The sequence below is a fragment of the Niallia sp. Man26 genome, from assembly GCF_022049065.2.
In the GTDB taxonomy this organism is placed as follows: Bacteria; Bacillota; Bacilli; order Bacillales; family Cytobacillaceae; genus Niallia.
Genome location: NZ_CP095744.1, coordinates 667,033 through 693,293 on the forward strand (window position 1 = coordinate 667,033; position 26,261 = coordinate 693,293).

General features: G+C 38.5%; 24 protein-coding genes. 9 read left to right on the plus strand and 15 right to left on the minus strand.

Going from position 1 to position 26,261, the window contains the following annotated elements:
* Positions 1 to 21 precede the first annotated feature (21 nt).
* From L8T27_RS22860 to L8T27_RS22880, 5 genes are all read left to right on the plus strand, one after another.
* On the plus strand, positions 22 to 975 hold the full coding sequence (locus tag L8T27_RS22860; RefSeq protein ID WP_233314885.1) for an ABC transporter permease: 954 nt from the start codon (positions 22 to 24) through the stop codon (positions 973 to 975).
* 14 nt (positions 976 to 989) lie between these two features.
* On the plus strand, positions 990 to 1,892 hold the full coding sequence (locus tag L8T27_RS22865; protein WP_237943169.1) for an ABC transporter permease: 903 nt from the start codon (positions 990 to 992) through the stop codon (positions 1,890 to 1,892).
* Positions 1,889 to 2,896, plus strand: a complete 1,008-nt coding sequence (locus tag L8T27_RS22870; protein ID WP_237943171.1) for an ABC transporter ATP-binding protein — start codon at positions 1,889 to 1,891, stop codon at positions 2,894 to 2,896. Before L8T27_RS22865 ends, L8T27_RS22870 begins: the two co-directional genes overlap by 4 nt.
* Positions 2,886 to 3,878 (plus strand): ABC transporter ATP-binding protein, encoded by a 993-nt coding sequence (locus tag L8T27_RS22875; protein WP_237943173.1) that lies wholly within the window; start codon positions 2,886 to 2,888, stop codon positions 3,876 to 3,878. The genes L8T27_RS22870 and L8T27_RS22875 overlap by 11 nt, the downstream gene beginning before the upstream one ends.
* 202 nt (positions 3,879 to 4,080) lie before the next feature.
* On the plus strand, positions 4,081 to 4,971 hold the full coding sequence (locus L8T27_RS22880) for a sulfite exporter TauE/SafE family protein (protein ID WP_233314881.1): 891 nt from the start codon (positions 4,081 to 4,083) through the stop codon (positions 4,969 to 4,971).
* Between the two features lie 161 nt (positions 4,972 to 5,132).
* On the opposite strand, the gene L8T27_RS22885 is transcribed toward L8T27_RS22880, so the two are convergent.
* From L8T27_RS22885 to L8T27_RS22930, 10 genes are all read right to left on the minus strand, one after another.
* Positions 5,133 to 5,891, minus strand: coding sequence for an NAD-dependent epimerase/dehydratase family protein (locus L8T27_RS22885; protein ID WP_237943175.1), 759 nt, complete (start codon positions 5,889 to 5,891; stop codon positions 5,133 to 5,135).
* Between the two features lie 146 nt (positions 5,892 to 6,037).
* Positions 6,038 to 7,603, minus strand: coding sequence for a glycoside hydrolase family 43 protein (locus L8T27_RS22890; protein ID WP_237943177.1), 1,566 nt, complete (start codon positions 7,601 to 7,603; stop codon positions 6,038 to 6,040).
* Positions 7,560 to 8,021 (minus strand): hypothetical protein, encoded by a 462-nt coding sequence (locus L8T27_RS22895; RefSeq protein WP_237943180.1) that lies wholly within the window; start codon positions 8,019 to 8,021, stop codon positions 7,560 to 7,562. Before L8T27_RS22895 ends, L8T27_RS22890 begins: the two co-directional genes overlap by 44 nt.
* Before the next feature lie 14 nt (positions 8,022 to 8,035).
* Complete coding sequence (locus L8T27_RS22900) at positions 8,036 to 8,959, minus strand: pectinesterase family protein (protein WP_237943182.1); 924 nt, start codon at positions 8,957 to 8,959, stop codon at positions 8,036 to 8,038.
* Entirely contained in the window at positions 8,929 to 9,828 is a 900-nt protein-coding gene (locus L8T27_RS22905; RefSeq protein WP_237943184.1) for a dienelactone hydrolase family protein, read from the minus strand. The genes L8T27_RS22900 and L8T27_RS22905 overlap by 31 nt, the downstream gene beginning before the upstream one ends.
* Positions 9,825 to 11,159 carry a glycoside hydrolase family 28 protein gene (locus L8T27_RS22910; RefSeq protein ID WP_237943186.1) on the minus strand — a complete coding sequence of 445 codons (1,335 nt, stop codon included), beginning with the start codon at positions 11,157 to 11,159 and terminating at the stop codon, positions 9,825 to 9,827. The genes L8T27_RS22905 and L8T27_RS22910 overlap by 4 nt, the downstream gene beginning before the upstream one ends.
* 2 nt (positions 11,160 to 11,161) lie before the next feature.
* Positions 11,162 to 12,283 carry a glycoside hydrolase family 88/105 protein gene (locus L8T27_RS22915; protein ID WP_233314874.1) on the minus strand — a complete coding sequence of 374 codons (1,122 nt, stop codon included), beginning with the start codon at positions 12,281 to 12,283 and terminating at the stop codon, positions 11,162 to 11,164.
* Between the two features lie 60 nt (positions 12,284 to 12,343).
* Positions 12,344 to 13,870, minus strand: a complete 1,527-nt coding sequence (locus tag L8T27_RS22920; RefSeq protein ID WP_237943188.1) for an extracellular solute-binding protein — start codon at positions 13,868 to 13,870, stop codon at positions 12,344 to 12,346.
* Positions 13,821 to 14,483, minus strand: a complete 663-nt coding sequence (locus tag L8T27_RS22925; RefSeq protein ID WP_233314872.1) for a YesL family protein — start codon at positions 14,481 to 14,483, stop codon at positions 13,821 to 13,823. The genes L8T27_RS22920 and L8T27_RS22925 overlap by 50 nt, the downstream gene beginning before the upstream one ends.
* A gap of 24 nt (positions 14,484 to 14,507) precedes the next feature.
* Positions 14,508 to 15,419 (minus strand): ABC transporter permease, encoded by a 912-nt coding sequence (locus L8T27_RS22930; protein WP_282581473.1) that lies wholly within the window; start codon positions 15,417 to 15,419, stop codon positions 14,508 to 14,510.
* A 367-nt stretch (positions 15,420 to 15,786) separates the two neighbouring features.
* Here L8T27_RS22930 and L8T27_RS22935 point away from each other — a divergent pair, with 367 nt between their 5' ends.
* A complete protein-coding gene (locus L8T27_RS22935) occupies positions 15,787 to 16,671 on the plus strand; it encodes a carbohydrate ABC transporter permease (protein ID WP_233314870.1) in 885 nt (294 codons plus the stop codon).
* Positions 16,672 to 16,727: 56 nt separating this feature from the next.
* Here L8T27_RS22935 and L8T27_RS22940 read toward each other — a convergent pair whose 3' ends face one another.
* Positions 16,728 to 18,959: a helix-turn-helix transcriptional regulator gene (locus L8T27_RS22940; protein ID WP_237943192.1), complete on the minus strand. Its 2,232-nt coding sequence runs from the start codon at positions 18,957 to 18,959 to the stop codon at positions 16,728 to 16,730.
* A 298-nt stretch (positions 18,960 to 19,257) separates the two neighbouring features.
* Here L8T27_RS22940 and L8T27_RS22945 point away from each other — a divergent pair, with 298 nt between their 5' ends.
* Positions 19,258 to 19,989: a rhamnogalacturonan acetylesterase gene (locus tag L8T27_RS22945; protein WP_237943193.1), complete on the plus strand. Its 732-nt coding sequence runs from the start codon at positions 19,258 to 19,260 to the stop codon at positions 19,987 to 19,989.
* Between the two features lie 110 nt (positions 19,990 to 20,099).
* Complete coding sequence (locus L8T27_RS22950; protein ID WP_233314867.1) at positions 20,100 to 20,999, plus strand: LysR family transcriptional regulator; 900 nt, start codon at positions 20,100 to 20,102, stop codon at positions 20,997 to 20,999.
* 38 nt (positions 21,000 to 21,037) lie between these two features.
* Here L8T27_RS22950 and L8T27_RS22955 read toward each other — a convergent pair whose 3' ends face one another.
* On the minus strand, positions 21,038 to 21,937 hold the full coding sequence (locus tag L8T27_RS22955) for a 3-hydroxyacyl-CoA dehydrogenase (RefSeq protein WP_233314866.1): 900 nt from the start codon (positions 21,935 to 21,937) through the stop codon (positions 21,038 to 21,040).
* Between the two features lie 130 nt (positions 21,938 to 22,067).
* Positions 22,068 to 22,664: a TetR/AcrR family transcriptional regulator gene (locus L8T27_RS22960; RefSeq protein ID WP_237943195.1), complete on the minus strand. Its 597-nt coding sequence runs from the start codon at positions 22,662 to 22,664 to the stop codon at positions 22,068 to 22,070.
* Positions 22,665 to 22,820: 156 nt separating this feature from the next.
* On the opposite strand from L8T27_RS22960, the gene L8T27_RS22965 reads away from it, so the two are divergent.
* Complete coding sequence (locus L8T27_RS22965) at positions 22,821 to 23,591, plus strand: SDR family NAD(P)-dependent oxidoreductase (RefSeq protein ID WP_233314864.1); 771 nt, start codon at positions 22,821 to 22,823, stop codon at positions 23,589 to 23,591.
* Positions 23,592 to 23,641: 50 nt separating this feature from the next.
* On the opposite strand, the gene L8T27_RS22970 is transcribed toward L8T27_RS22965, so the two are convergent.
* Positions 23,642 to 25,501: an ABC transporter permease gene (locus L8T27_RS22970; protein WP_237943197.1), complete on the minus strand. Its 1,860-nt coding sequence runs from the start codon at positions 25,499 to 25,501 to the stop codon at positions 23,642 to 23,644.
* Positions 25,476 to 26,240 (minus strand): ABC transporter ATP-binding protein, encoded by a 765-nt coding sequence (locus L8T27_RS22975; RefSeq protein ID WP_233314862.1) that lies wholly within the window; start codon positions 26,238 to 26,240, stop codon positions 25,476 to 25,478. The genes L8T27_RS22970 and L8T27_RS22975 overlap by 26 nt, the downstream gene beginning before the upstream one ends.
* Positions 26,241 to 26,261 lie beyond the last annotated feature (21 nt).

Below are 26,261 nucleotides of genomic sequence, written 5' to 3' on the forward strand. Positions count from 1 at the left end.
CAATTTTGAAAGGAAGATTTCATGGGCGGATATATTATAAGACGGCTTTTGTCACTCATTCCCGTACTGTTAGTCGTTGCTGTCGTTGTTTTTCTAATCATCCATATAACGCCAGGTAACCCTGCCATGATTATTTTAGGAGAAGGTGCAACTCCTGAGCAAATAGCAGAACTTAATCAAAAACTCGGTCTTGATAAACCGTTGTTGGCTCAATTTTTCATTTGGCTCACTAATATCGCACAAGGTGATCTTGGCACTTCTTATTTTCTCGGAAAGCCAGTTCTTACAGCATTTTTGGAAAATGCCGGTCCGACGCTTTCTCTCGCTGTTCTTTCCCAACTTATCGGTGTCAGCATCGCCCTTTTATTTGGGATAACTGCAGCTAAAAACCAAGGACGGGTTAAAGATGATTTGATTTCCGGAACTAGTTTAATCGGAATTTCGATACCTAGCTTTCTATTAGGCTCATTTCTGATTATGATTTTTGCGGTTCAGCTGAAAATCCTGCCAGTATCAGGCTATGCTCCTTTAAGTCAAGGAATCTGGGAGCATCTAAAGTATCTTATTTTGCCTTCGATAACTCTTGGAACGATTCAAGCCGCACTTATTACGAGAATGACAAGGTCCTCCCTTCTTGATACTTTATCGGAAAATTTCATCAAGACAGCAAAGGCGAAAGGTGTCAGTGAAAAGGCCATTTTGTTAAAGCATACTCTGAGGGTCGCCTTTCTCCCGATTTTAACTGTGATTGGCGAATCCTTCGCAGGGCTTGTCACTGGAGCTGCTGTTACCGAATCACTATTTAATATTCCCGGTCTTGGCCAGCTGATTGTCTCGTCCATTAATCGCCGTGATTATGCAGTCATACAAGGAGCTGTGTTGATGATAACAGTTGTCTATGTACTGATGAACCTGCTCGTTGATTTGTTATATGCCGTAATTGATCCACGGGTTCGGAATTCTTATCAAGTCTAAGAAAGGAGAAAAACATGTCAGAAACCACGAAAGTACTAGTTAATAAGCCATTAACCAGCAGAAAAACAGTCAAAAAAAAGAGCCGGTTTTTTTCCAACAGATTGCTGCTTACGGGAAGTATTCTGCTAACTATAACTACTCTAATAGGAGTGTTCGCCTCTTTTGTTTCTCCGTACGAGATTTTAGAAATCGACCCAAAAAACCGCTTAGCTGCACCGTCTAATGCCCATTGGTTTGGGACCGATAATTTTGGAAGAGATGTGTTCAGCAGGACGATGTACGGTGTTCGAATCTCCTTAATGATTGGAGTAACTGTAACCTTAATCGCTTCTGGTATTGGTCTGACTGTCGGGCTGCTAGCTTCCTATTACAAGCTGCTCGATCATATTTTTATGCGGATATGTGACGGGTTGTTTGCTTTTCCGTCTATTCTGCTGGCGATTGCGATTATGTCTGCCCTTGGACCCAAATCAATTAATGTTATCATCGCCCTTGTTCTTGTCTTCATCCCTTCTATAGCAAGGATTGTCAGGGCTGCTGCCTTAGTTGTGAAGGAAAAGGTTTTTATTGAGGCATTACAAGCACAAGGAGCGAGTTCATTGCGAATTCTCTTTTTGCATATTGCTCCAAATATCCTTGCTCCGCTCATTGTACAAGTGACATTTGTCTTTGCTGTCACTATTTTAACGGAAGCATCACTCAGCTTTCTTGGTGCTGGTATTCCTGCTCCCCTGCCAAGCCTCGGCAATATGCTTTATGATGGGAAGCTTGCTATATACAATGCTTGGTGGATGACCGTATTTCCCGGCCTGTTCATCATACTAATCGTGCTTGGACTCAACCTGTTCGGTGATGGCTTACGAGATCATCTTGATCCAAAAAGCAAACAAACTGTGAGGAGGAGGAAAAGAAAATGAGCCAGGTGCTGCCATTGCTTAAAATCGAGGACTTGCAAGTGGACTTTGCCACACATCAAGGAGAGGTCTCGGCTATTGACGGTGTTTCATTCGAACTGGAGGAAGGTGAAATATTAGGTGTTGTCGGGGAATCCGGCTGCGGAAAAAGCGTGACAGCAGAAGCCATACTCCAGCTGCTCGATGAAGACAGCACCTTTTATAATGGAAAGATTATGTTTAACGGGGAAAACCTTTTGGAGTATGACAAGAAAAAGATGGAGAAGCTGCGCGGCAATGATATTGCGATGATATTTCAAGATCCCATGTCCTCACTGAATCCTGTAATGCCTATCGGCAAGCAAATCGCAGAATCAATTCGGATTCATCAATCTGCCACAAAAAAAGAGGCATACCAAAAAGCTGTCGAACTGCTGAAGCTCACTGGAATCCCTTCCCCTGAACAAAGGGCAAAGGAATACCCTCATGAACTTTCCGGCGGGATGCGGCAGCGGGTTATGATTGCCATGGCGTTATCATGCCAGCCTAAGCTGTTGATTGCTGATGAGCCGACAACTGCATTGGATGTAACTATTCAGGCACAAATTCTTGAATTAATTACTTCTTTTCAGAAACAGCTGAATATGGGGATTATCCTCATAACCCACGACTTTGGTGTGATTGCCAATATGTGTACAAAAGTCGCTGTGATGTATTTAGGGCAGGTAATTGAAGAAACAGATGTGCAGACTCTTTTCAAACAGCCCTTTCATCCTTATACAATTGGTTTAATGAAGTCTGTGCCTCAAATTGAGGGTGAACGAGTTGATTATTTACACAGCATTGCGGGCACTGTTCCTTCCCTGTTTCAAATTCCAAAAGGCTGCCGGTTCGCACCGCGATGCAAGTATGCAACAAGCAGATGCGAAAGTAAAATGCCTCTTTTAGAAACAGTCGCAAAAAACCACCGTGTCCGCTGCTGGCATTATGATGAGGTAAAGAAAGGAGACACACTGTATGCAGACTGAGCAAACCTTAAACAGAGGAAAACCGATCCTTCAAGTGAAAAATTTGCAGAAATATTATCCTGTGAGAACTTCGTTAGGAAAAACAAAAGCCTTTATTAAAGCAGTCGAAGACCTTTCTTTTGACATTTACGAGGGTGAAACGTTCGGATTAGTAGGTGAGTCAGGCTGTGGAAAAAGCACTGCAGGAAGAACGCTCTTAAAGCTTGTCGAGCCGACAAATGGCGAGGTGCTTTATCGGAATAAAGATATTTTCAAGCTGAAAAAATCCGCTTTAAAATATGTGCGCAAAGAGCTGCAAATGATTTTTCAGGATCCTCATACCTCATTGGATCCACGAAAAAAAGTCGGCTATTCTATTGAGGAATCACTGGCGATTTATAAGATAGGAGCAAAGCAGGAACGAAAGAACCTAGCATTAGAGATATTAAAAAAGGTGGGATTTAATGAAGAACATTACAGTCGGTATCCACATGAATTCTCCGGCGGCCAAAGACAGCGTATTGGTATTGCCCGGTCGCTAGTCCTTGAGCCAAAGTTAATCATTTGTGATGAGCCAGTTTCCGCCTTAGATGTTTCTATCCAGGCACAAATTGTTAATCTGTTAAAAAGCCTGCAAAAAGAGCTGAACTTGTCCTATTTATTTATCTCTCATGATCTTAGTGTTGTCAGACATATCGCAGATAAAGTTGGAGTTATGTACTTAGGCAACCTTGTCGAACAAGCTCCTACAGAGGAATTATTTACAGACCCATTGCACCCATATACTAAATCATTAATTTCAGCAGTCCCACTGTTAAATCCAGAGAGCAAACGAGAAAAAATGGTGATAAAGGGAGAGATCCCCTCCCCTCTTAATCCGCCGTCAGGCTGTGTATTTCACACTAGATGCCCAGTCGCCTTCGATCGCTGCAAAACAGAAGTACCGAAAAATATACAGGTACAAACGGAACGGACTGTGAAATGTCATTTGTACGAAGGATAAATAATGAAGTTAATATGGATATTAATATATTAAATATAAGTTGACAGGTAGGAATTGTGTGTTTTATAATCATCTTAATTTAGAAAATTAAAAAATCGGCAAGCTGATCGGAACACCGAAGGCGTAACCTTTATTGCAATTACTGCATATATAGGATTACGCCCTTTTTTTATACTTTCAATAATATTAAGGGGTATTGAACATGAAAAAATTGATTATTTTTGCATTTATCGGCCTGTTGGCACAATTGATTGATGGATCATTAGGAATGGCTTACGGAGTTACATCGTCGTCGCTCTTGCTTACTTTCGGAATCGCACCTGCTGTTGCTTCTGCATCTGTTCACTTAGCGGAAGTCGTCACTACAGCTGCTTCTGGGGCATCGCATATTAAGTTTGGCAATGTCGATAAGCAAACAGTCTATCGTTTGATTATTCCAGGCTCAATCGGGGCTTTCTTAGGGGCAACTTTTTTAAGCAATCTGCCAGGTGACTTAGCAAAACCTTATATCTCCTTGTTCCTATTATTACTAGGACTATATGTGTTAGTACGTTTCTTATTTAACTTCCGTCCCTCTGAAGAAAAAAAGAGCTTATCACTAAGCCGCAAGCAATCCATTCCGCTAGGACTAATCGCTGGGTTTGCAGATGCGACAGGCGGCGGCGGCTGGGGTCCGATAGCAACACCAGTTTTGCTATCCAAGAAGGGGATCAGCCCGCGTAAAGTGGTTGGAACTGTTGATACAAGTGAGTTCGCCATTGCAGTATCTGCAACATTAGGATTTTTCATTTCCTTAGGCTGGGAACAGGTTAACTGGCTGTGGGTAGGTGCCTTGATGATCGGCGGCATAATCGCCGCACCAATCGCAGCATGGCTTGTCCGCAAGCTGCATGCCCAGCTGATGGGTGTTCTGGTTGGTGGATTTATCATATTGGTGAATGCTCGCACACTCTTGACTTCATGGATTACTAATGAAGCTGCCTATCCATATATATATGCTGCCATTATTGTAGTGTGGGTAATATCTATCATTTATGCTGTAAACAAAGTTAAAGCTTATAAGAAACAAAGCAATACTAATATTTCTGCATAAAAAGGAAACAGCCATCCCTTGTATCGTCATATGATTCAAGGGATGTTATTTTATTATCATGCGCTATTCAAAAAATGATAAATCAACCTATTCGTTTAGCACTTCACTCCTTATAAAGCAGAATTATGTTAACGTTAACATTTTCTGCATGAAAAATAGTCTTAGTTTCTTTTTAAAATATCTGCTGCATTGGACTGTGAAAGAAATCCAAGCTGTTTCCATGCGTTTTCTGTTGACCATGGTTTATGAGGATTTTCTGAAACACCATAGTAGGTACCATATCTTACTGTTGACTCAAGGGCCAAGTCAAAAAGCTGGACCGCATCTTCATGGGTTAGCAAGGTTCTGTGCAAACGATCATTTTCTTCTACAGCTTGAATTTCGTCTGGATGTACACTTCCAATTCGTAAATTAATTACCGAAAGATTATTTTCAGGCTGATGTGTAAGAATATGGCCAATATTTTCGGAAGCAAGCTTTAGAACGCCGTATAGTCCATTCGAGTAAGGATAATCCGCTGTTGTAATTTCCCTTCCTAACCTTGAAAAACCATCTTTCTCATAATAATCTGTCGTATGATTGCTGCTCGCATAGACTACCTTAGGAATTCCTAACGTAATTGCAGCCTGCATAACATAAAACGAAGCCATAAAGTGAATTTTCGTCATATCATTAAACTCATCTACATTCTTTAAGTCATTATGAGATTTAATCGTTAGTAAATTAATCAATGCATCTGAATCTTTGGGAATGCTGTGAAGGAGCGATTCGTAATCTGTTGCATTTACCTCTACGAAATCAACTGCATGTTCAGGTGCCTTTTTATCAAGTATGACAATCTTGTATTTGCTGCGCAGACCTTGATATAAAATCGACCCAATTGTCCCAGCACCGCCAATAATGGTAACTTTCTTTTTCATTATTCTCCTCCATTAAATTAAGCCTAGTAATATTTACTACTTCTATATAAAAAGATATCCATCAGGCAGAATAATAAACATTGTGAATACAAAAAAGAGAAGTAATTTGCTAGTGCAATCACTTCTCTCTTACTCCTCTAAAACTATTAGCTATCCAATACAACATACTCAAAGTAAGCAAAATCTGCATAAGAGCTCGCTTTTCGGTCCATATCATGGACAGCAATCCCGACAAAGTTCCCGGTAAATCCTCCAGATAGGAACATCACATCTTGGGCTGCTCCGATTTCCTGCCAAGCAGAGATATGTTCCATACGATAATAAAAATTAGCAACAGGTCCATTCACTTCCACCTTAAGCTCTACCTCTCCTTGTTCAAGCTTTACAATCACTGGATTTAAAGTAAATTCGCCATCTGCGCATTTCATTAAGCGAATGACGAGGCCGTGTGTTTCATCAAATGTTAAGTAGGCATACAAATAATTAGTATCGTTGAGATACAAGAGTAAACCTGCCATTTGGTTATATGTTTTTGGAGTGTAGTCTAACTTTGTTTCAGCGCTAAAATGAAAATCCTTTTGGCGGACGGCGAGTATATGATGCTCAAATAAGGATTGAATCGAGTCACCAGAGGACATTCGTAAATACCCATTACGGCTCTTTACATCGCACCATGTTTCATCTGCCAAAATCCGCAGTGTATTCCATTCTTTATCGAGATTACCGTTAAAATCATCTTTAAAATCGGTATTTTTTCTTTGTTCTACTTCATTTAGAGTAACGATTTCTGTTTCTAACAACGGACCATTGCCGCCATCTGCTAATCGCAGCCAGCCGTCTTTTGTCCAATAAACCTCCTGGATGGCAGTTTCGCGTCCCAATATAGCGGCATTTCCTTGCAGGGGCCGCGTACATAAATAGATCATATACCATTCTCCTGTTGGCGTTTGAACGATGCTGCCATGACCTGAACACTGCAAGGGGGAGTCTGGTTTATCCCTTGCTGTCAGCATCGGATAATGAGGATCCACCTCATATGGACCTGTAATTTCCTTCGATCTGCATACTGTCACAGCATGGCCTGACCCTGTACCCCCTTCTGCGGTAATTAAATAGTAATAATCACCATGATGGTAAAGATGAGGCGCTTCTGTTTTAGCCAATTCTGTGCCATCAAAAATTTTATAAACAGGTCCTATTAATGCTTGATTCTCACTATCATATTCTTGCATCACAATTCCTGCTGATTTATTTCCGGTTGTCATGCGATAATCCCAAATTTCATTTAACAACCACTTCCGTCCATCTGCATCATGGTATAAGGATGGATCAAAACCGCTGCTGTTTAAATATACTGGCTTCGACCAAGGCCCTTCAATACTTGGGGCAGTAATTAAATAATTGTGAGAATCTTTAAATGGCCGCTTCGTACTTTTCACATCTGTATAGAGGAGATAAAATAATCCCTTATCATAACTAATTTGCGGAGCCCAGATACTTCCGTTTTGGGGGTTTCCCCGTAAATCGACTTGATAGGTTAAAATATCTGTCTTATGCTCCCAATTGACTAAATCCTTTGATTGATAGATACGTACTCCCGGCAGCCATTCAAATGAAGAAACAGCAATATAATAAGTATCCTCGACCTTCAGGACATTAGGGTCTGGATTAAACCCGGGCAATATTGGATTTTTGACTTTTGATCGATACATAATCTGCTCCTTCTCCATTCTTTATTTTTCTAAATAAACATAAGCTTGCAGCTATAAAAAAGAGAAAAGCTAATGGGAAAGCAATAAATTGGGTTCCAATTAAAGTTGTCAGACCGGCTGCCAAATAAAGAAAAGCTGCCCACTTAGGATACCTGTTTTTCCAGATGCATACTGTCGCTGGTAAAGTTAAACTAAGCACAATCAATACGGTAACGCCAAACCATACAGCCAGTGCTTTCACTGCTGTGAAACTCTCAGACAGATAGTTCGTTGAAACATCCTCCTGCAGAATTGGAAAGACTGTGTCTGCAAAAGTTTTTTCCTCCATGGTCGTAATGGTTAAGGAAAAACCGCCCAAAAGAATGACACAAAGAATAACACCTGCCAAGCCAATGATTACTTCCCATTTTCGCTTCATTCTTCAAACCCTTTCTATTCCATAAAATTAATCCAATCCAACATGACTAACTCTTTTTTAGAGTAATAGATATTTTTATATTCTTTAAACATAACCGTTTTTCGGTTGTGATGATTATCCCAATCATCCCATCTCGTTGGATGAATATGTGCGCCGATACGACAATTGGCAAAAGTAGTTTTTGCAAACGAACGCCATGGTCTTCCTAAAAACACATTTGCAACGTCTTCTTCCCCTGTTAAATAACAGTGTTCAAAATGGAACCCCTTCTTGCCTTCAGGAGTGGAGGCTGCCGTTATAAAGCCTTCGGCGTTATTCGGCCTTCTTAATGATTTAATTTCACAGCTTTGAAATACCGCTGCACCACCGCCAAAGATAAAATCGACTGTACCCTCGATATAACAATCGCTAAAATGACAGCTGTGCTCATCTAAAGATGTTTTGATTTCAGGAGTGGAGAATAATTGTCCGTTCTTTTGCAGGGGCGGCAATGGCCCGAGACAAATCGTGTCCTGATAACCTCTAAAAGAACAACTCTTGAACATAACATTAGTTCCTTCATTATAGAGAGCTACCGCCTGCCCCACCTTCTCTCCTGGTCCTGCATTATTAATCATGTCAATATTTTCGATTGCTATATTAGATCCATTGATAAAAAAAGTGGCTGTTTGAAAGGTTCCTATTTCCTGCTGCTGCTCATTTTTTTGTAAGGCAAACCGATTGCCAATAATTCTTACCGTTCCAACACCAATTATGGAAATGTCTGATTGATACAGAAGGATGTTTTCATAATAGTCTCCACTCAAAACCGTTAGCTCAAATGGTCCTTGTTCATCCTGCCAATAATCTAATGCAGATTGAATACAGGAAAAATCACAAAATTCATTTCTGCCAACAATTAACCTCTTTAAAGATGTTTCTTTAAGAACTTTTTCCATAATGCCCTCATCTCCCTTGTTTCTTGATGCCCTCCTGTAAGCATAAAGCCTTCAAAGTTTTGAGGAACGTGTTGGTTTGTATATGTTTTCTGCAGTTGTTCGTTTAAATATTTGGCACCTTCTATTGGACACATTCTGTCATCCCTGCCTGCCAGGCTTAAGCGCGGCCTTGGCGCTATCAGCTCTTGAACTCCTAAAGTGGAAAAATACTTTAAAAACCGAGGCACATAATAGTAGAAACCGTGATGATCCAAACCGCGTTTTTGAATCAGTGTCTCGATATGAACCTGACCAGCTATGTCAACAGACACTTTAATACGGTCATCAAGTGCAGCTAACCACCAGCTCATCAAACCGCCCATAGACATACCGATGGTTGCTAGTCTGCTAGAATCTACATCCGGCCGGGTTTCTAAATAATCAAGCAGTGTCAAGTTATCGTATAAACGCATCCCCCACAATGTCTGGCCATTTAAGAGCATCTCTTTAACAAGTTCACTTTCCTGTCTCCCTTTTCGCTCATTAAATCCCCACATATCAATGCAGCAAACAGCAAAGCCAAGCCCTGTAATCTCTTCTACAAAGGAGGGATTTTGTAAATACGTACTGCTAGTTAGGAGTTCTTCTTTCCCTTGATCAAAATTCCCGCCATGGGAGTGATTAAAGATAATTGTTGGTAGTGCGCCGTCTGCGTTCTGCGGTTTGGCAAAATAGGCTGGCACCTTTTCGAAGCCATTTAATCCCAGCATTAAACTTTCCAATATATATCCGTTTCGTTCCTCCAGCCTAACTATCTCTGCAGATAAGGCTTCTGGTTTTGAGCGTTCTCCTAAAAGTTCAAATAATTTCCTTAGCTGTTTGTCTTTCACTTGACCTCCACTTCTTTAAGAAGTTCTTCTTCCGCTTTAGTATTCTTGGACTTACAATGAGTTACCTCAATATCCTCTGAATATTCAATATGGAAGGCTGGGCCTTCATGGTTCTCAACTGACACGCGATTAAACAAGACATCTTTGGCATAGCCAACATAAAAACCGCGATTATTCATATCCTCCATTCCAGCCATCATTGCCGGTTTCCCTGGAATAGCATTTTCAGCCATGGAGATATCGATATGATTAAAGCTGAGTTCTGACACATACTGTTCCGCTAACCCATAAATAAAGCCTGCTGCTGCATGGACATTGCGAGCTGTAATATGGGAGAAATGGATCCGTCTAAACATCGGAGTCTCCTCTGTTATTGGGTAAGGATTTTTATCCCATACATATTTATCTTTTCCGCGGGGACCACAGAAATAATACAAGTTTAATATAAATGGACACATTACTCTGTCCATCACAATATTATCAACGCGAATGTCCTCTACTACACCGCCGCGTCCCCGGCGTGATTTTAGGCGAATCCCTCGATCTGTATCTTGAAAAACACAGTTACTAATGGTCACATTGCGGATATCACCGCTCATTTCACTGCCCAATACAACAGCTCCATGCCCATGAATCATCGTACAGTTTGAAATCGTGATATTCTCGCAAGGAACACGTTCTGCTGTATCTTCTGTTCCGGATTTAATGGCGATACAGTCATCTCCTACATCAATGTGGCAATTGCTGATTCTTACATTGGAGCAAGATTCCGGATCAATTCCATCTGTATTCGGTGAGTCTGACGGATTAAAGATCGACACATTATCAATGGTCACATTGTTGCAACGGATTGGATTAACCGTCCAGCTTGGTGAGTTAATTAGTGTCACATCTTTAATGGTGATATTTTCACATCCATCAAAACTAATTAGCTTGGGACGTGGATAGGCGAGCTTCTCCCGTTGATTTCGGAATATGTCCCACCACTCCATTCCATTTCCATCAATCGTTCCAAATCCAGTTACAGAAATGTTTTTTGCATTTTCAGCATACAAACAAGATGCATAAACCTCTCTTTTGACACCTTCCCAGCGAGATGTTACCACAGGGTAATGATGCTGCTTGTTGGAAAATTTCAATACAGCACCTCTCGACAAGTTCAATTCAATATTGTCTTTTAAAAATAACGCTCCGGTTAAGTATTCACCTGCAGGAATATTTATCGTACCACCGCCATTTTCATAGGCTTCATCAATCGCTGTTTGGATAGATGTGGTACATAATTCACCATCCTTTAGTACTTCAATCCCTTTTATCGTATAAGTTGTCATGGCTACACCTCTTTTATTACTTCTTCAAATTCAGCTAAAGCCTGCAAAAAAGCTCCCAACCCTTTTTGGTCGTTACAAATAATCGGTTCACTAATATAATAGGCATACGAGCCATCCCTTTTATCAGCACCGCCTAGTCCTGCAACTTGGCAAGTTTTATTTAGATTCACCCAGCCTTCCTTCGTTAACAGAACAAATTCCTCTAATAAGCCTTGATGAGATTTCTTTAATTGTGCTTCCCATGCTTTTCGATTCAAAACTCCTAAACGGATACCTTTTGCTATCGCACACACATACATACTGCTGCATGACGCTTCTAAGTAATTTCCTTTTTCATTTCCTTTATCTGTTACCTGATACCAAACACCGCTCTTCTCATCTTGGTAGTTTACTAGTGCTTGCAGTGTGTTCTCTAAAATTCGGACAAGATAATCACGGCCTAACGTTTTTTCCGGAAGTATTTCCAGCGTATCGACTACTGCTAACAAATACCACCCTATCGAACGGCCCCAGAAATTTGCTGACAATCCTGTTCTTTGATCGGCCCATGGCTGCACTTTTTGTTCATCCCATGCATGATACAAAAGCCCTGTCTCTCGATCTAGTAAATGCTCATAGCTTAGCTTAAACTGCCGAATGATATCCTCTAAACCTTCCCCATTAGCGAAAGTTGTCTGATACTCTGCATAGAAAGGAGAGCCCATATACAATCCGTCCAGCCAAATTTGGTATGGATAAATTTGTTTATGCCAGAATACACCTTCAGATGTGCGCGGATGTTCTTCTAACTGTCTCCGCAATAGTTCACAAGCTTTTTTATACTTCTCTTCCCCGGTTTCCCTATATAGCACAAATAGAAGCTTTCCATTGTTAATGTGATCAATATTATATTCCTCTAAGTGATAGCCTCTTATGGAACCATCTTCCTGTACAAAATAATCTATATTGTCCTTAATAAAGTTGAAATACTTCTGTTCTCCCGTTTGCCTCCACACTTTTTCAAAGCCTTTTAATATAACTCCATAATCATAGGACCATTTTCCATTGTTGCCTCTGTCTTCATATAAGCGGGGCAGTCTTTCCATAATGGAGTTCGCTGTTTTAACAGACCAGTTCATTTTCATGTTCTACTCCTTTTCTTTCAGAAGTTAACTTTTTAATTCACCATTCAATGGAGAAAACCATTAATTTGTAGCTTTATATGCTTCCTTATATTCTTCTTTGATTGTTTTTCCTCCTTGTTCATTCCAATTCTTAACTGCTTGCTTAAAGTCAGCTAGGGAGATTTCACCTAAGATATATTGATAGGTAGCGTCCGTAATAATCTTTTGTAATTCAGAACCTTGAGTTGTAAAAGTTGGAGATTCTAATGGAACTGCAGGATTCATCAGGGCGTATTCTGCGTTTTCAGCTATTTTTTCATCAGCTTCGGCCTTGATTGGGTTAGGATCCTTCAAGTTGTAACCGGTTTCATTAGGTCGCGAAGATGCAAATGGCTGAACTTCCTGCTGCCATAAATCCTGATTAATAATTTCATAGGCACCATCATCGTTAAGCTTATAATGGGTACCTTCAATTCCATATGTCATTAATGTATAGTTATCTTCTTCTATTAAATCATTAACAAATTTTAATAGCTTTTTCAATTCCTTTTCATCCTTAACTTCTGAACGTGGAAATGCTAATAATCCGCCAATCCCATTACCTCCAGACCAAATCGCTCTATCAGAATTAGACGCTGATGTCATATCGTTAACTAGAGCAAGTTCCATATTATCCTGGATTCCTGCTGCCATTGTTTCGAGATTTTTCGCGTCAAATAAGGCACCAACATAAATACCTCCTTTTCCTTGAGCAAAGTTTTGCTGCTGGTCAGTCTTCGCTGTTACAGCAAAATCTTTATTTATCCAGCCATTTTCATATAACTTTTTCATATAATCCATTGTTTCAATGTATCCGTCTGTTTCAAACTCTGCTACAAAGTCGCCTTTGGAGTCCACTTCCCAAGTGTTTGGTGTTCCAAAATAAGAACTTACTGTTTTGAATACGCCATACACTAAATCACTGCGGTCCATGAAACCAGTTGTATCATCTTTACCGTTGCCATCTGGGTCGTTCTCTGTAAATGCTTTTGCAACCTCCATTAATTCTTCTGTTGTTTTAGGAACCTCAAGACCTAAGTTATCTAACCAATCTTTACGAAGAACCACACCATTTCTTGCTAAGTCTTTTTGGAATGGTACACCATAAAGCTTCCCCTCTGTAGAAGCTGATTTTAGCATATCTTCGGGAATGGCTTTTAAGTTAGGGAATTCATCTAGATACTCTTCAATATTCCAGAACATACCAGATTTCAGTGCGTTTCTGACTGAAGAATTTTCTAAAATCGTTAACGTAACAATATCTGCCAAAGAGTCTGAAGCTAATGCAGTATTTATACGTTCCTCTTTTGAAGCATCGGGAATCCACGAGAATTTAATTTCTGTATCCGTTTTCTTTTCAAGTTCATTTAATATAGTATCTGTTGGAGGTGAAGCGGTATGGAGAATATTCAGCCAGGTGATCTCTGCTTTGCCATTATCCTTTTCACCATCTGCTGAATTATTGCTAGTTTTTGCCCCACTGCATCCTGCAAGCAGCAGCATGCTTGCAAGACTAACGCTAGCTAACTTTGATACCATTGGTTTTTTCATTACAATTCTCCTTTTCATTTATATTTGCTTCTTTAGCATCTTCGATTTCCATTCTGGTAAACACTTGATTGGCAGTCCAAGTAATTAGGAAGAAGAGGAAACTTACTCCAAAAAAGGTTAAAACGCCTGGAAAAAAAGTGATCGCTGCCCAATAAAGTACACCTGCCACTAGAAAAAAGATCAGCGAATATTGCAGACAGGCTATGCCAAATAGAAAGGACATCTTTATTTTCAAGAATATTCCATTCCAATTATAATGGGCCATAATTGGAAAGATATATACGAGAGATAACAAATAGATGCAGCCTACAATCAATAATGCCACTCTTAAGTACCAATTGGTCACGGTCAATAAGTCGACAACTAAAACAAAGCCAACAAAAAGATAAATCCAACTAATGATAACCGATTCCTTAAAGTTTTCTTTATAATACTGCCAATAGGTCTTAAAAACAGGGACGCTGTTTCCGCGAATCCATTGCCGGCATATACTAACTAAGGCGTAAGTAGAAGGGCCGATCCCAAACACACCTAATCCTAATAAAGTAAATAAAACCCACAATATATTTACATATACTAAATTTAGGATGCTGGTAAAAATGGAATTTATTTTTTCTACCGATTTGAGCATCGTAGTCCCCTCTTTCTGGAATTATTAGTACACGCCATCTTCTCCAAATTTTTTAGCTAGTTTGTTAGCTAAAATAACTAATATCAATCCAACAATACCTTTAAATAAACCTACTGCTGTACTAAAGCTTAGCTGCCCATTCTTCAGCCCAGCTGTATAAATATAGGTGTCGAATATTTCAGCAACACTTCTGTTTAATGAATTAAGTAAGAGATACATATGCTCAAAGCCTAAATCTAAGGTACTTCCGATTTTTAAGATTAGGAGCGTAATTATAACAGGACGAATCGCTGGTAGGGTAACATGCCAGGTTTTTCTTAAAACACCAGCACCGTCCATTTCAGCAGCTTCATATAATTGTGTATCAACAGCAGTAATAGCAGCTAGATAAATAATCGTTGACCATCCTAATTCCTTCCATATTATTTGACTAATATAAACCGTTCGTGTCCAATCGGGGGACGTTAAAAAGCTGATTTTCTCAAATCCCATGGTTGCTAATAATTCATTAATAACCCCACCATCTACATTTAAGAAAACATAAGTGATGGATACAATGATTACCCAAGACATAAAGTGCGGAATATAAATCAAGGTTTGGATTCCTGATTTGAAATATTTGTTTTTCACTTCATTTAGCATGAGTGACAGGATAATCGGTAATGGAAAGAAGATTACAATATTTAAGGCAAACAAAATTAACGTATTATTCAATAACATGAAGAAAGTAGGTTCCGTAAATAATCGGATAAAATGTTTAAGACCCACCCACGGACTTTCCAGAATTCCTAAGTATGGTTGATAATCCTGAAATGCGATGATAAGTCCCGCCATCGGTAAGTATTTAAATATTAAAAAATAAAGCACTCCAGGGAAAATCATCAAATATAGGAGCTTATTCGTTTTTATCCCTGCCAGGATCTTTTGCCTCCGCATTACTTTTTCCTGCTTAACAGACACGGTTGGCAAAGTATGATTTGGGTTCACAGCACCTCCCATTTTACTCCTCCTTTAATTGTGAAATATCTTTCTGGTTTAAGCTTACTGAATCTAAATAATTACGTACATAATCATTTTATGATTACGCTTACAAACCTTGTTTTATCAACGTTTGTAACGATAATATTTGATTTTGATTATCCTTCTTTCCCTGAAATGATTATCCTGTTTTTTCTCTTCACGAACACATAGAAAGCGTTTTCTTCATTCTTTTTTATCAATGTAGGATAGTGATTATATACGTAATATTATTTTGAATGATAAGGTAGGCTTATCTTTAAACTGTAAATGAAGGAGGATTTATATGATGAAAACAAAAAAGAAAAAAATGACTAAAGGAGGCCGGGCTTTTTCCATAATTAATGGAACGATATTAATTATTATCGCACTCATTTGTTTCCTCCCATTTGTCAATGTGATCGCCAGTTCGTTTGCATCCACACAGGAAGTGGTAGCGAGAAAGTTTATCTTATTTCCTCGTACCTTCTCTCTCGATGCTTATCGGTATATTTTATCAACTCCAACTCTATTTAAATCTTTAGCCGTTTCGATTGGGGTTACTGGTATTGGAACCTTGGTGAGTATGGTTCTTACTGCTTTAATGGCATATGGTCTATCCCGGAAATATTTATTCGGAAGAAATTTCGTTAATTTCATTGTTGTGTTCTCGATGCTGTTCAGCGGAGGAATGATACCAACCTTCTTAGTTGTTAAATCAGTCGGATTGATTGATTCTTATTGGTCTTTAATTCTGCCAGTCGCCATTAATGCTTTTAACCTTATTATAATGAGGAATTTCTTCCAAGCCCTGCCCGATAGTTTGGAAGAATCTGCGAAAATGGATGGCTGCACCGATTTTGGTGTATTCTTAAAAATCATGCTGCCTCTTGCATTGCCATCCATTGCAACTATTTCCCTCTTTTATGCAGTGACCTATTGGAATACGTATATGACAGCAATCTTATACATCAATGATTCCTCTAAATGGCCGATTCAAGTATTATTACGCCAGATAGTTATTGTATCTAGCGGTATGCAAGCCGAGGGTTCCTCTGTAGATGTGGTTCCTCCTGCTCAAACGATTAAAATGGCTGTCATTGTAATTGCAACGGTTCCAATGCTTATTGCTTATCCATTTGTACAGAAGTACTTAGTAAAAGGTGCCTTGGTTGGATCTGTGAAAGGGTAATGTCTAACAAGAAAAAGCTTCTGGAAGCGCAGCAGAAGCTTTTTCTATTGTATTCTTTAGGAATGCCGATATTCTTTTCGGTAGTCCCCTGGCGTTATGCCCAATTTCTTTTTAAAAAAACGGATAAAATTTTGCGGGTTCCGATATTTCAAACGCTCTGCGATATCTTTTATCGCTAAATCTGTGTCTTTTAACCAGGTTTGAGCCATTTGTAAACGATAATTCATTAAATAATCCACGAAGGTCTGCCCATATTCTTTTTTAAAGACATTGCTTAAATAGTTAGGATTATAATGCAAGCGGTCAGCAATTATATCAAGAGATATTTCCTCATCAAATTCCGTTTGGATAATATAGACCATTTTTTCTGACAGAGATTTAAAGCCACGCTCTGTTTTATCTTGCGTGCTAATGATTACTGGCTTTATTAAATCAATGATTAGCATTTGCTTAATTTTTTCCGGATGATAGACTGTTATCGCTGCTTGATACATCTTTTTTATATTTTCAAAGATTTTTGATTCTGCACCTAACAGCTGGCCTAACTGGACTAACTCATTTATGACTCTTATTAAGGTAACTCCTAAGCTTATCGGGTTTTTATTTAAGCGAAAAATTTCGTCCACTAATACTCCAACCATCGCAATGACAACTTCTTCGTCCCCCGACCGGATCGCATTCATTAACTCATTCTGTAACTCGACAGGAAATTTTGAAATGGACGCATCATTTAGAATCGAAGCGATATCATAATAGAAAATAATCGATTCTGAACCAACATTCACGCGATAATGAAGTGATTCTTTAGCTAAGTCCACTGCCTTTTTACTTTCTATTAAAGTATCATAAACAGGGCTTATACCTGCGCTTATCACAATATTCAAGTATTTTTTTACAGCTATTTGAATTTCTTCATAATACTTCATAATCCGCCGCTCAGCTTCTTGGTCCTCTTTATCAAGGACAAAGATGACTGCTTGCATCTCATCATTTAAAACAATCGGAATTAATCGTTCCGTCTTTGGAATCATTTCTTCCACAATATTATTAATAGCCAATAAAAATATGTTTCTATCGTCCATTAGCTGTTCTTCTATGCTGTCTATTTGAATTAACCCAGTATAAAATACCTTATTTTCATCGAAATGGTAACCAAACTGCTCCAGACGGTGAATGACCTCGTTTTCTGTTATGCGTTTTCTAAATAAACTCAAAACAAATAAGGTTTCTAACTGTGGTTTTTGCATGGTAAGACTTGCTGTCAGAACCTCTTTTTGTCCAACTACTCTTTCTACAGATTCTGCTAACAAGGAAAGTTCATTTTGCTTAAGATTTACCCTTTGAATGTCTAGCTTGTCTTGGATTCTTTTTATCGGACGTGAAAAGGACTCAGCTAACAGAAAAGAAATGAAGCCAACAAGCAGAACTAAAATTGCTGATGCAATCAAAAGCCCTATTCGCGTATTATGGATGATACTTCCTATTTCCCCCTCATTAATCTCTACTATGTAAAGCCAATGATTATAATCTGAGCGGGTAAAAACGTATTTTTTGCCGTCTTCAGTATCTATTACACTCGAACTTTGTCCATTTTCCATTGCAGCTGCTGTTAGTTTTTTAGAGCTTTCCTCCGACAACTTCCTATCATTTCCTGTACGTGAATAAATCAACTCTTCCTTTTGATTATATATTTGCACCAGTTGTTTATTATCACCAACGATCTTATCAATGCTTAACTTGGGAATATTGGCTATTCCTAACGCAAATTTTTCACTTTGATAAATAGGTAAAGTCATAACCATTTGAATACCATTCTTGATTGGTTTCCAAAAAAGACTTCTGCTTGAATCAGATACATAATCTTTTTGATAAGTTGTTACTTCATCCTTCGGCAGAGTTTTTAAAGAACCTTCGATAATTCCCCAATGCTCTGTTAAGCTAATCAAACTATAGTGACTTCCTTCAATCCCCATCATTTCGATATAGCTCATTTCTTTTTTGATATCACGATAAACAGAGAAATCTTTTCCGGATAATGGATTATTAAAAATATTTTCAAAATTGGAAGTGGAACTGTATGCCGTAAATCCATATTCGATTGTTCTTACCTTCTGTTCCACGTTCTGAAGGATTTGGTTTGTATAATTTTTCTTATCTGTTAAAAAACTTTCCTCAACAGATTCGTAGGTAGAGTTATAAATAAAAATACTAAACCCTGCAACAAGTCCGACTCCTACTAAGAAAAACGGAATAAAAAGACTGTAAAACACTCGCGTTTTTTTAAACAATACCATCACTCCTTCATTAAAATCCCTCGCAACTTGTAAGCGTTATCATTTTATAATACCTTAATTTCCATCATATTAGGAGGTCTAATTAGCTTTCTTCATATGCCACTAGTCTATAGTAATCCAGTTTTCTAATTGTAATTGACATTTAAACCTTTAAATTATAATATGTAAGCGTTAACTCATAATTCATAATTATCAAAAACAATCGTACTAATATGATTATACATAATAGTGTTAACGTGTGCATATACCTAATTTGAAAAAATTGGATAAATAATAAGAAGAGGTGGTATAAATGCGAAAAAAAGCAACTATTTTCATAGCTGGAGATTCGACAGCTGCGATTAAAGTACCGGAAAAGCGACCAGAAACAGGCTGGGGTGAAGCCTTCCAAGCTTATGTTAAGGAGAATGTCAGACTTGATAATCGTGCGATTAATGGCAAAAGTACGAAATCATTCATTAAGGAAGGTCATTTAGAAGCAATTGAAAAGAGCATTAAACCAGGAGATCACCTGATTATTCAATTTGGCCATAATGATCAAAAACTTGAAGATCCTGAAAGAGGTACACATCCTTATGAAGATTATCAACAAAACCTACTTAAATATGTTCAGGTTGCACAAAGTGTAAATGCCCATCCCTTATTATTGACATCTGTTACTAGACGCAATTTTGTTGGAAATAAGATTGCCGAGAACTCAGTTGGCGATTATCCAAAGGCAATGATTGAATTTGCCAAACAAAACAAGGTGCCAGTACTGGATATTCATAAAATAACTCGCGAGTTTTTGAATGCTGCCGGTGAAGAAAAATCAAAGGATTATTTTTTACATCTACCTCCTGGCCAATCTGAAAACTATCCAGAAGGTATTATAGACAATACCCACTTTAATGAAGCAGGAGCTGCAATGACAGCTCAATTAATTGTCGCGGCAATGCAGGAAAGTAATCTACCGATAAAAGAATTATTAAACGGCTTAGATACTTCGGACAAGGAAAAGCTCAGCGGTTTTCTCCACAACTAGGAACTTACTTTAAGTTTTTCACCTATCATTTTACCCCTCTTCTCAAAATATTTGATAAAATATCTTTAAGGAACAAAAGCTAATCTTAAAAAATATTTAAGGTGACAAACATGAATATAACCCAGCTTCAATATTTAGTGGACGTCGGAGAACTAGGCTCCTTTACTGATGCCGCTAAAAAGAATTTAATGACAGTCCCAGCAATCAGCCTCTCGATTACGCAATTAGAGGCAGAATTAGACGTATTGCTGTTTACACGTTCACGAAAAGGTGTAACCCCAACAGCGGAAGGCAAAAAAGTTATCCAGCATGCTGTTACCGTTTTGAAAACAATCGACAGGCTCAAATATGATATTGCTGTTTCAAAAAACAATCAGTACGGAAATATTGTTATTGCCACGATTCCCGGGCTAGTCTCACAAATCATTAATAATACCCTCGAATTCCGTGAAAACTATCCTTATATTAATGTCCAGGTGATGGAGGAAGATACAGCTGCAGTGCTCGAACAGGTTAAAAACGGCCATGCAGATATGGGATTTGTTTCACTTGGATCAAACAATCATGATGTGGCTTTAGATTGGGAACCGATTAAAAGGGTCGAAGTGGTGCTTGCCGTGAATAAAAGCTCTATCTTGAGATTCAACAATAAAATCTCTCTTGACCAAATCATTAACGAAATGAATGAATCAATTGTCCTGTACAATGATCCTTATTTGAAGAAAATTGCCGACGATTTGTTTCCAGATAACTTGAGGAACAGGATTGCATTGACAACAAATAATGGGGACGTGCTTTTACAAATGGTGCTGCAACGGAATGCGATCACGATTACAAATGACTATATTATTCGAGCATTGCCGCCACATCTAAAAGATGAGGTGGTGACGATTTCTATCAATGAGTATCTTACCCTTTCTAATTATTTATGGCGTGTGACACGAAAAAATGAAAAATGCCCAGAAATGATTGATCAGTTTACAGAGCATCTGTTGCAGGATTTAATATAGCAAAAAAGCCTTCCGAATTCGGAAGGCTTTCTATTATATTAATTTCCCAAGAAATCAGGGTCCATAAAGCGAGGATTTGGGTACTTATAGAAGCCTTCTCCTGTTGCAACCCCAAGTTTACCTTTGTCAACATACTCTGTTTTCAAGAGCTCTGCCAACTTTTTGAATTCTGGATTTCCTGTTGCTTCTGCTTTGGCTTTCACAATATTGTAAGATGTAGTGATGCCGACAACGTCAAGGATTGCAAAAGGTCCTTTTGGAGCGCCAGTAGCAATCATCCATGTTTTATCGATAGTTTCAACGTCAGCAACCTCTCTTGACAAAAGCAGCTCAGCAGCGTCTAAAAGTGGCACAAGCAAGGAATTCAAAATATATCCTGGCTGCTCCTTATGTAGAGGCAGCGCCACCATTCCAATTGCTTTTGCAAAATCGACTACTTGATCAAACACTTTCATGTCTGTACCTGGATGCTTCATAATCTCCGCTGTATTGTTAATCCAAATCTCATTAGCAAAGTGAAGTGCCAAAAACTTCTCTGGACGCCCAGTTGCTTCAGCAAACTGGCTCGGCAATAATGTCGATGAGTTTGTGGCAAAAACAGTTTTTTCTGGTGCTACTTTGCTAAGATTTTGATAAAACTCTGTTTTTATTGGCACAATTTCTGGTATTGCTTCAATTAGTAAATCTGCATCAGCAGCTGCTTTTGCCAGGTCACTGTAATAAGAAATACGGCCAAAGGCTGCATCTACCTGCTCTTGGCTGGCATTTAGATCCTTTTGATAACGACCCTTTAATATGTTGATTTTTTCCTTCGCTGATTGCAGTGCTTCATCATTAATATCATAAATTGTTACATTGAAACCGTGGAAAGCTGATTGGAAAGCGATTTGGCTTCCTAAAACCCCGCTGCCTGCAACTGTGATTTGTTTGAATTCCATGATTTATACCATCCCTTTGTACAATTAATAAACTATTTAGTACTACAATACTATTTTAAAATAGATTATATATAAAATAAAGTTAATAAAACTTAATTTACTTTAAGTTTTATTTAAGATAAGTGCTGTCTTATTTCTTTACGGACACTGTTGGTGTAGAAAACCTTAATATATGTATAAGCTGTTTTCCCATATAATCGGGCTGTTCCTGAAAATCACTATCGATCCACTGCAGCAGAATGCCGATTATCCCATGAATTCTATAAGTAGAAAAAAGATTGATATCAATATCAGAATCTACATCATCTGTGAAGAACTCAAATTCGGACCTGAAAAGCTGATCTAGCCTGTTAATCATTTTTTCCTTAAAGGAATAATTTGTTTCAGGAGACAGCATCAGCTTGTAAAACTCCTTATGCTCCAAAAAATGATCAAATAATACAATAGCGTTGGCAGACAGCTTGTGAAAATCAATGATAGATAAATGCTCATATGGCTTTTTATATGCTTCATCCATCAACTCAAACATGTCCTCTATAATCTCATCTAATAGCTCTTCTTTACATTTATAGTGTGCATAAAAGGTGCCTCTATTATAATCTGCAGCATGAACAATTTCAGTGATGGTAATATCTTGAAAACTCTTCTTTTTCATTAATTCCAACAACGCTGCCTTGAAATTTTCAACTGTTCTTTTAACCCGTTTATCTGGATAAATAGTAGACAATGGAAGGACTCCTTTAATAATTTTACTAGACAAATGATTATCATTTGTATGTTTTCGTACATATTCATTATTATTGCATATTGAAGCCCTTTCATAAATAATCTAAGCTTTAAATGCAGATAAATATAATCTAAAACTCGAAAGGATTGATATAGTATGACATTTCCTGTACTAGACGGAAAAGTTGCCATAGTAACCGGTGCTGCAATGGGCATGGGTCTTGCAACGGCAAAACTATTTGCAGAAGCAAAGGCAAAAGTGGTAGTAGCTGATTTTAATGAAGAAAAAGGACAAGCAGCAGTAGCTGAAATCGAAGCTGCTGGCGGTACAGCTTACTTTGTAAAGGTTGATATTTCTAAATCAGAGCAAGTCCAAAACCTTGTTGCAAAGACAGTAGAAAAATTCGGCCGTCTTGATGTTGCAGTAAATAACGCAGCATTAACTCCAGACAATGCTCCAGCGGCTGAATTTGATGAGGCATATTGGGACAGATTAATCTCTGTTGATTTGACTGGAACAGCTCTTTGCATGAAATATGAATTACAGCAAATGATTAAACAAGGTGAAGGCGGCAGCATCATCAACATTTCTTCTGTGAGCGGATTCCGTCCTCAGCCGAACAATATTGCATACGTGGCTGCAAAGCATGGCGTTGTTGGAATGACAAAGGTTGCTGCATTAGAAAATGGCGACAAAAATATCCGTGTCAACACAGTTGCACCAGGTGCAATCGATACACCAATGCTGCGCGGCTCCTTGGAAGAAACAGGGCAGACAGAAGAAGAATTCGCTCCTCAGCTCAGCTTGTTAGGAAGATTTGGCCAACCGGCTGAAATCGCACAAGCAAGCCTATGGTTAGCTTCCGACCAATCATCTTATGTAACAGGAACAACTATCCATGCTGATGCTGGTTATACAAGCAGATAATCATACGAAAGCAGCAGCTCCATCATCGAGCTGCTGCTTTTTTTCCTTCATCAAAGGACATTTTTAACCTGCTTTGTGTAAAAAAAGCGGACAATCGCAAAGTAAATTATTTGGATTAATGTAAATACACCTAGTACTGCTGTGGATATTTTTGTTAAATCATAATAAAATAAATGTGATAACGCTGTTAGTGCAACTGCCCCATGAATCAGTGCCACCAAAATCTGCGTAAAGAATAGAATTGCCGTTTGTCTTGTAAGAACGTTCTTCAATTCTTTCTCTGTTAATCCCATTTTGGCAATAGACCGAAACTTCTGTTTGTCTTCCTCTAAATCTGCGTACAGTCGGAAATATAGAAAGCTTCCCGCTGAAACAAAAAAGACTATTCCAATAAACAAGCCTACAAATAATACTAAGCCATATTGCTTATTGAGCTGATAGATACTATAATCCTTAGCAGAAAATTCATAAGGAGGAACTACTTCTTCTATCTTTTTGGAAGCTGCTATAATATTGTCTTGCCCTTCTGTGACTTGCCATGCATGATAGCTCTCCTCACTTAAAGGAGCTGGCAGTTCCTCAAAGTCCTGGTCAGAAACTACATAATAAGAATCCGTTGCTGGAAGGGCTCTGGAATAAATCACTTCTTTTGGAACCAAGGATGTACCTGAATTCAATTTTAACGGTTGTTTAAGTAATTCTTCCGTTTGGCCAAATTCATTGCCGGTAAATTCAACTACCTTAACCTCACCTTTGCCAATATTAATTGTGTTTTCTCCCAATAAAACAGCAAATCGATTAAATTCTGTTTCACTAGTTATAACGATATGATCTTGTCCTACCTCATAATAGCGGAGCTGGGTTTGCTCATGATTTGCTTCCATCTTTTCTTCCTTGATTGTTTCATTTATAAAAGCAACATCTTCCTTGTCTTGATCTCCCGTTATATAGTCAAACGTATAAGGATTGTTATTTTTCAGCCCTGCCGTTAGGAAGGTTTGAAACCCAAACAATGTTCCGATTGCACTAAAGGCTACTGTAGATATAATGGCAACCATAAAAAAAGTACGGGCATTATCCTTTATCCGGAAGGATAAATCAGAAAAAAGAATCATATTTGTTTTTCGCCAGAATATGTTGTTGTTATGTTTCAATCTGCGGATGATATATACACTCAGCTGTGTAAACAACAGATAAGTACCGATAATTACGACTATTACTACTGGCAGCATCGCGACAATCACGACAGCACCTTCTACTATTAGAGCAGCTGCATAGCCAACTCCAATCAGCAATACTGCAGAAATCGTTAAAAAGATATTAGCTTTTGGTTCACCTTTTGACTTCTTATTTCCTTTGATTAAATCGATGAGCTTGCGACTGCGTAGTATATAGGAAACAAATAACGAAATAAACAAAAACAACAATATAAACGAAAGAAATGTGATGATAATGGCTTGTGTAGGAAAATAAAAGTTTAGCGCGTCATCCAAAACAAGCACATTTTCTGCGATTAATAATAACACTTTAGAAAAAATCAATCCTAATAAAATACCGCCTAAGGTTGCAAAAAAACCGATTACCATGTTCTCCATGAATATCATGAGACGAACTTGCCTAACGGACATCCCTTGCATCATCAATAACCCTAACTCTTTCTTCCGGGTGCTCAAGAATGAACTCATAGAATATAGTATGAAGAAGAAGGAAAAGACATAGATGATTCCTCCTGCAATATTCATCCCTTGTTGTACGGAGGAATTCATGTCACTTCCAGATATAACGTGATGGTAGGCGAAAATCGCAAATGTGAAGAATACCATCACCGTAAACATACTGCTTAGGAAGTAGGCTGCATACAGTCGTTTGTTGCGGATAACATTATTAAACGCGAATCTGCGAAAGGTCATGCCCATCTCCTCCTAGTAAAGAAAGTGTATCAATTATTCTTTGGAAGAAGGCTTGGCGATTATCGCCGCGATGAATTTCCGAATAAAAATTGCCGTCCCGAATAAAAATTACCCGATTACAATAACTGGCTGCTTGCGGATCATGAGTCACAAGTAGCATCGTTGTGCGCTCCTGTTTATTTATCGTTTCCAGCATTTCCATGACATCTTTGGACGACTTCGAATCTAAATTTCCGGTTGGTTCATCAGCAAGCAGCAATTTAGGGACATGAATCATCGCCCTTGCCACTGCTGCCCTTTGCGCCTGACCTCCAGAAATCTCATAGGTGCGCTTATTCATAATAGCGGTAATCCCCAATTTTCCCGCGATTTCCTGTGCCTTTTGTTTCATCTCTTTTACTTTTTTGCCATCGAGTGTCAACGGAAGAACAATATTTTCTTCTACCGTTAAGGTATGCAGCAAATTAAAATCCTGAAATACAAAGCCCAGCTCCCGTCTGCGGAATTTTGCCAGCTCCTCTCTTTTGAGCTGATGCGGATTATTACCATTGATCAATATCTCGCCAGTCGTTGGCTCATCAATTGTTGCTATCATATTTAAAAGAGTCGTTTTCCCACTGCCAGAGGGTCCCATAATTCCTACAAATTCGCCGTTTTCAACAGATAAATTTATATTGTTTAATGCTTTATAAGCAATTTTGCCTTCATATATTTTACTGACCTGGTTCACTTCTAACATCACAAGATCTCCTTTTCTGCT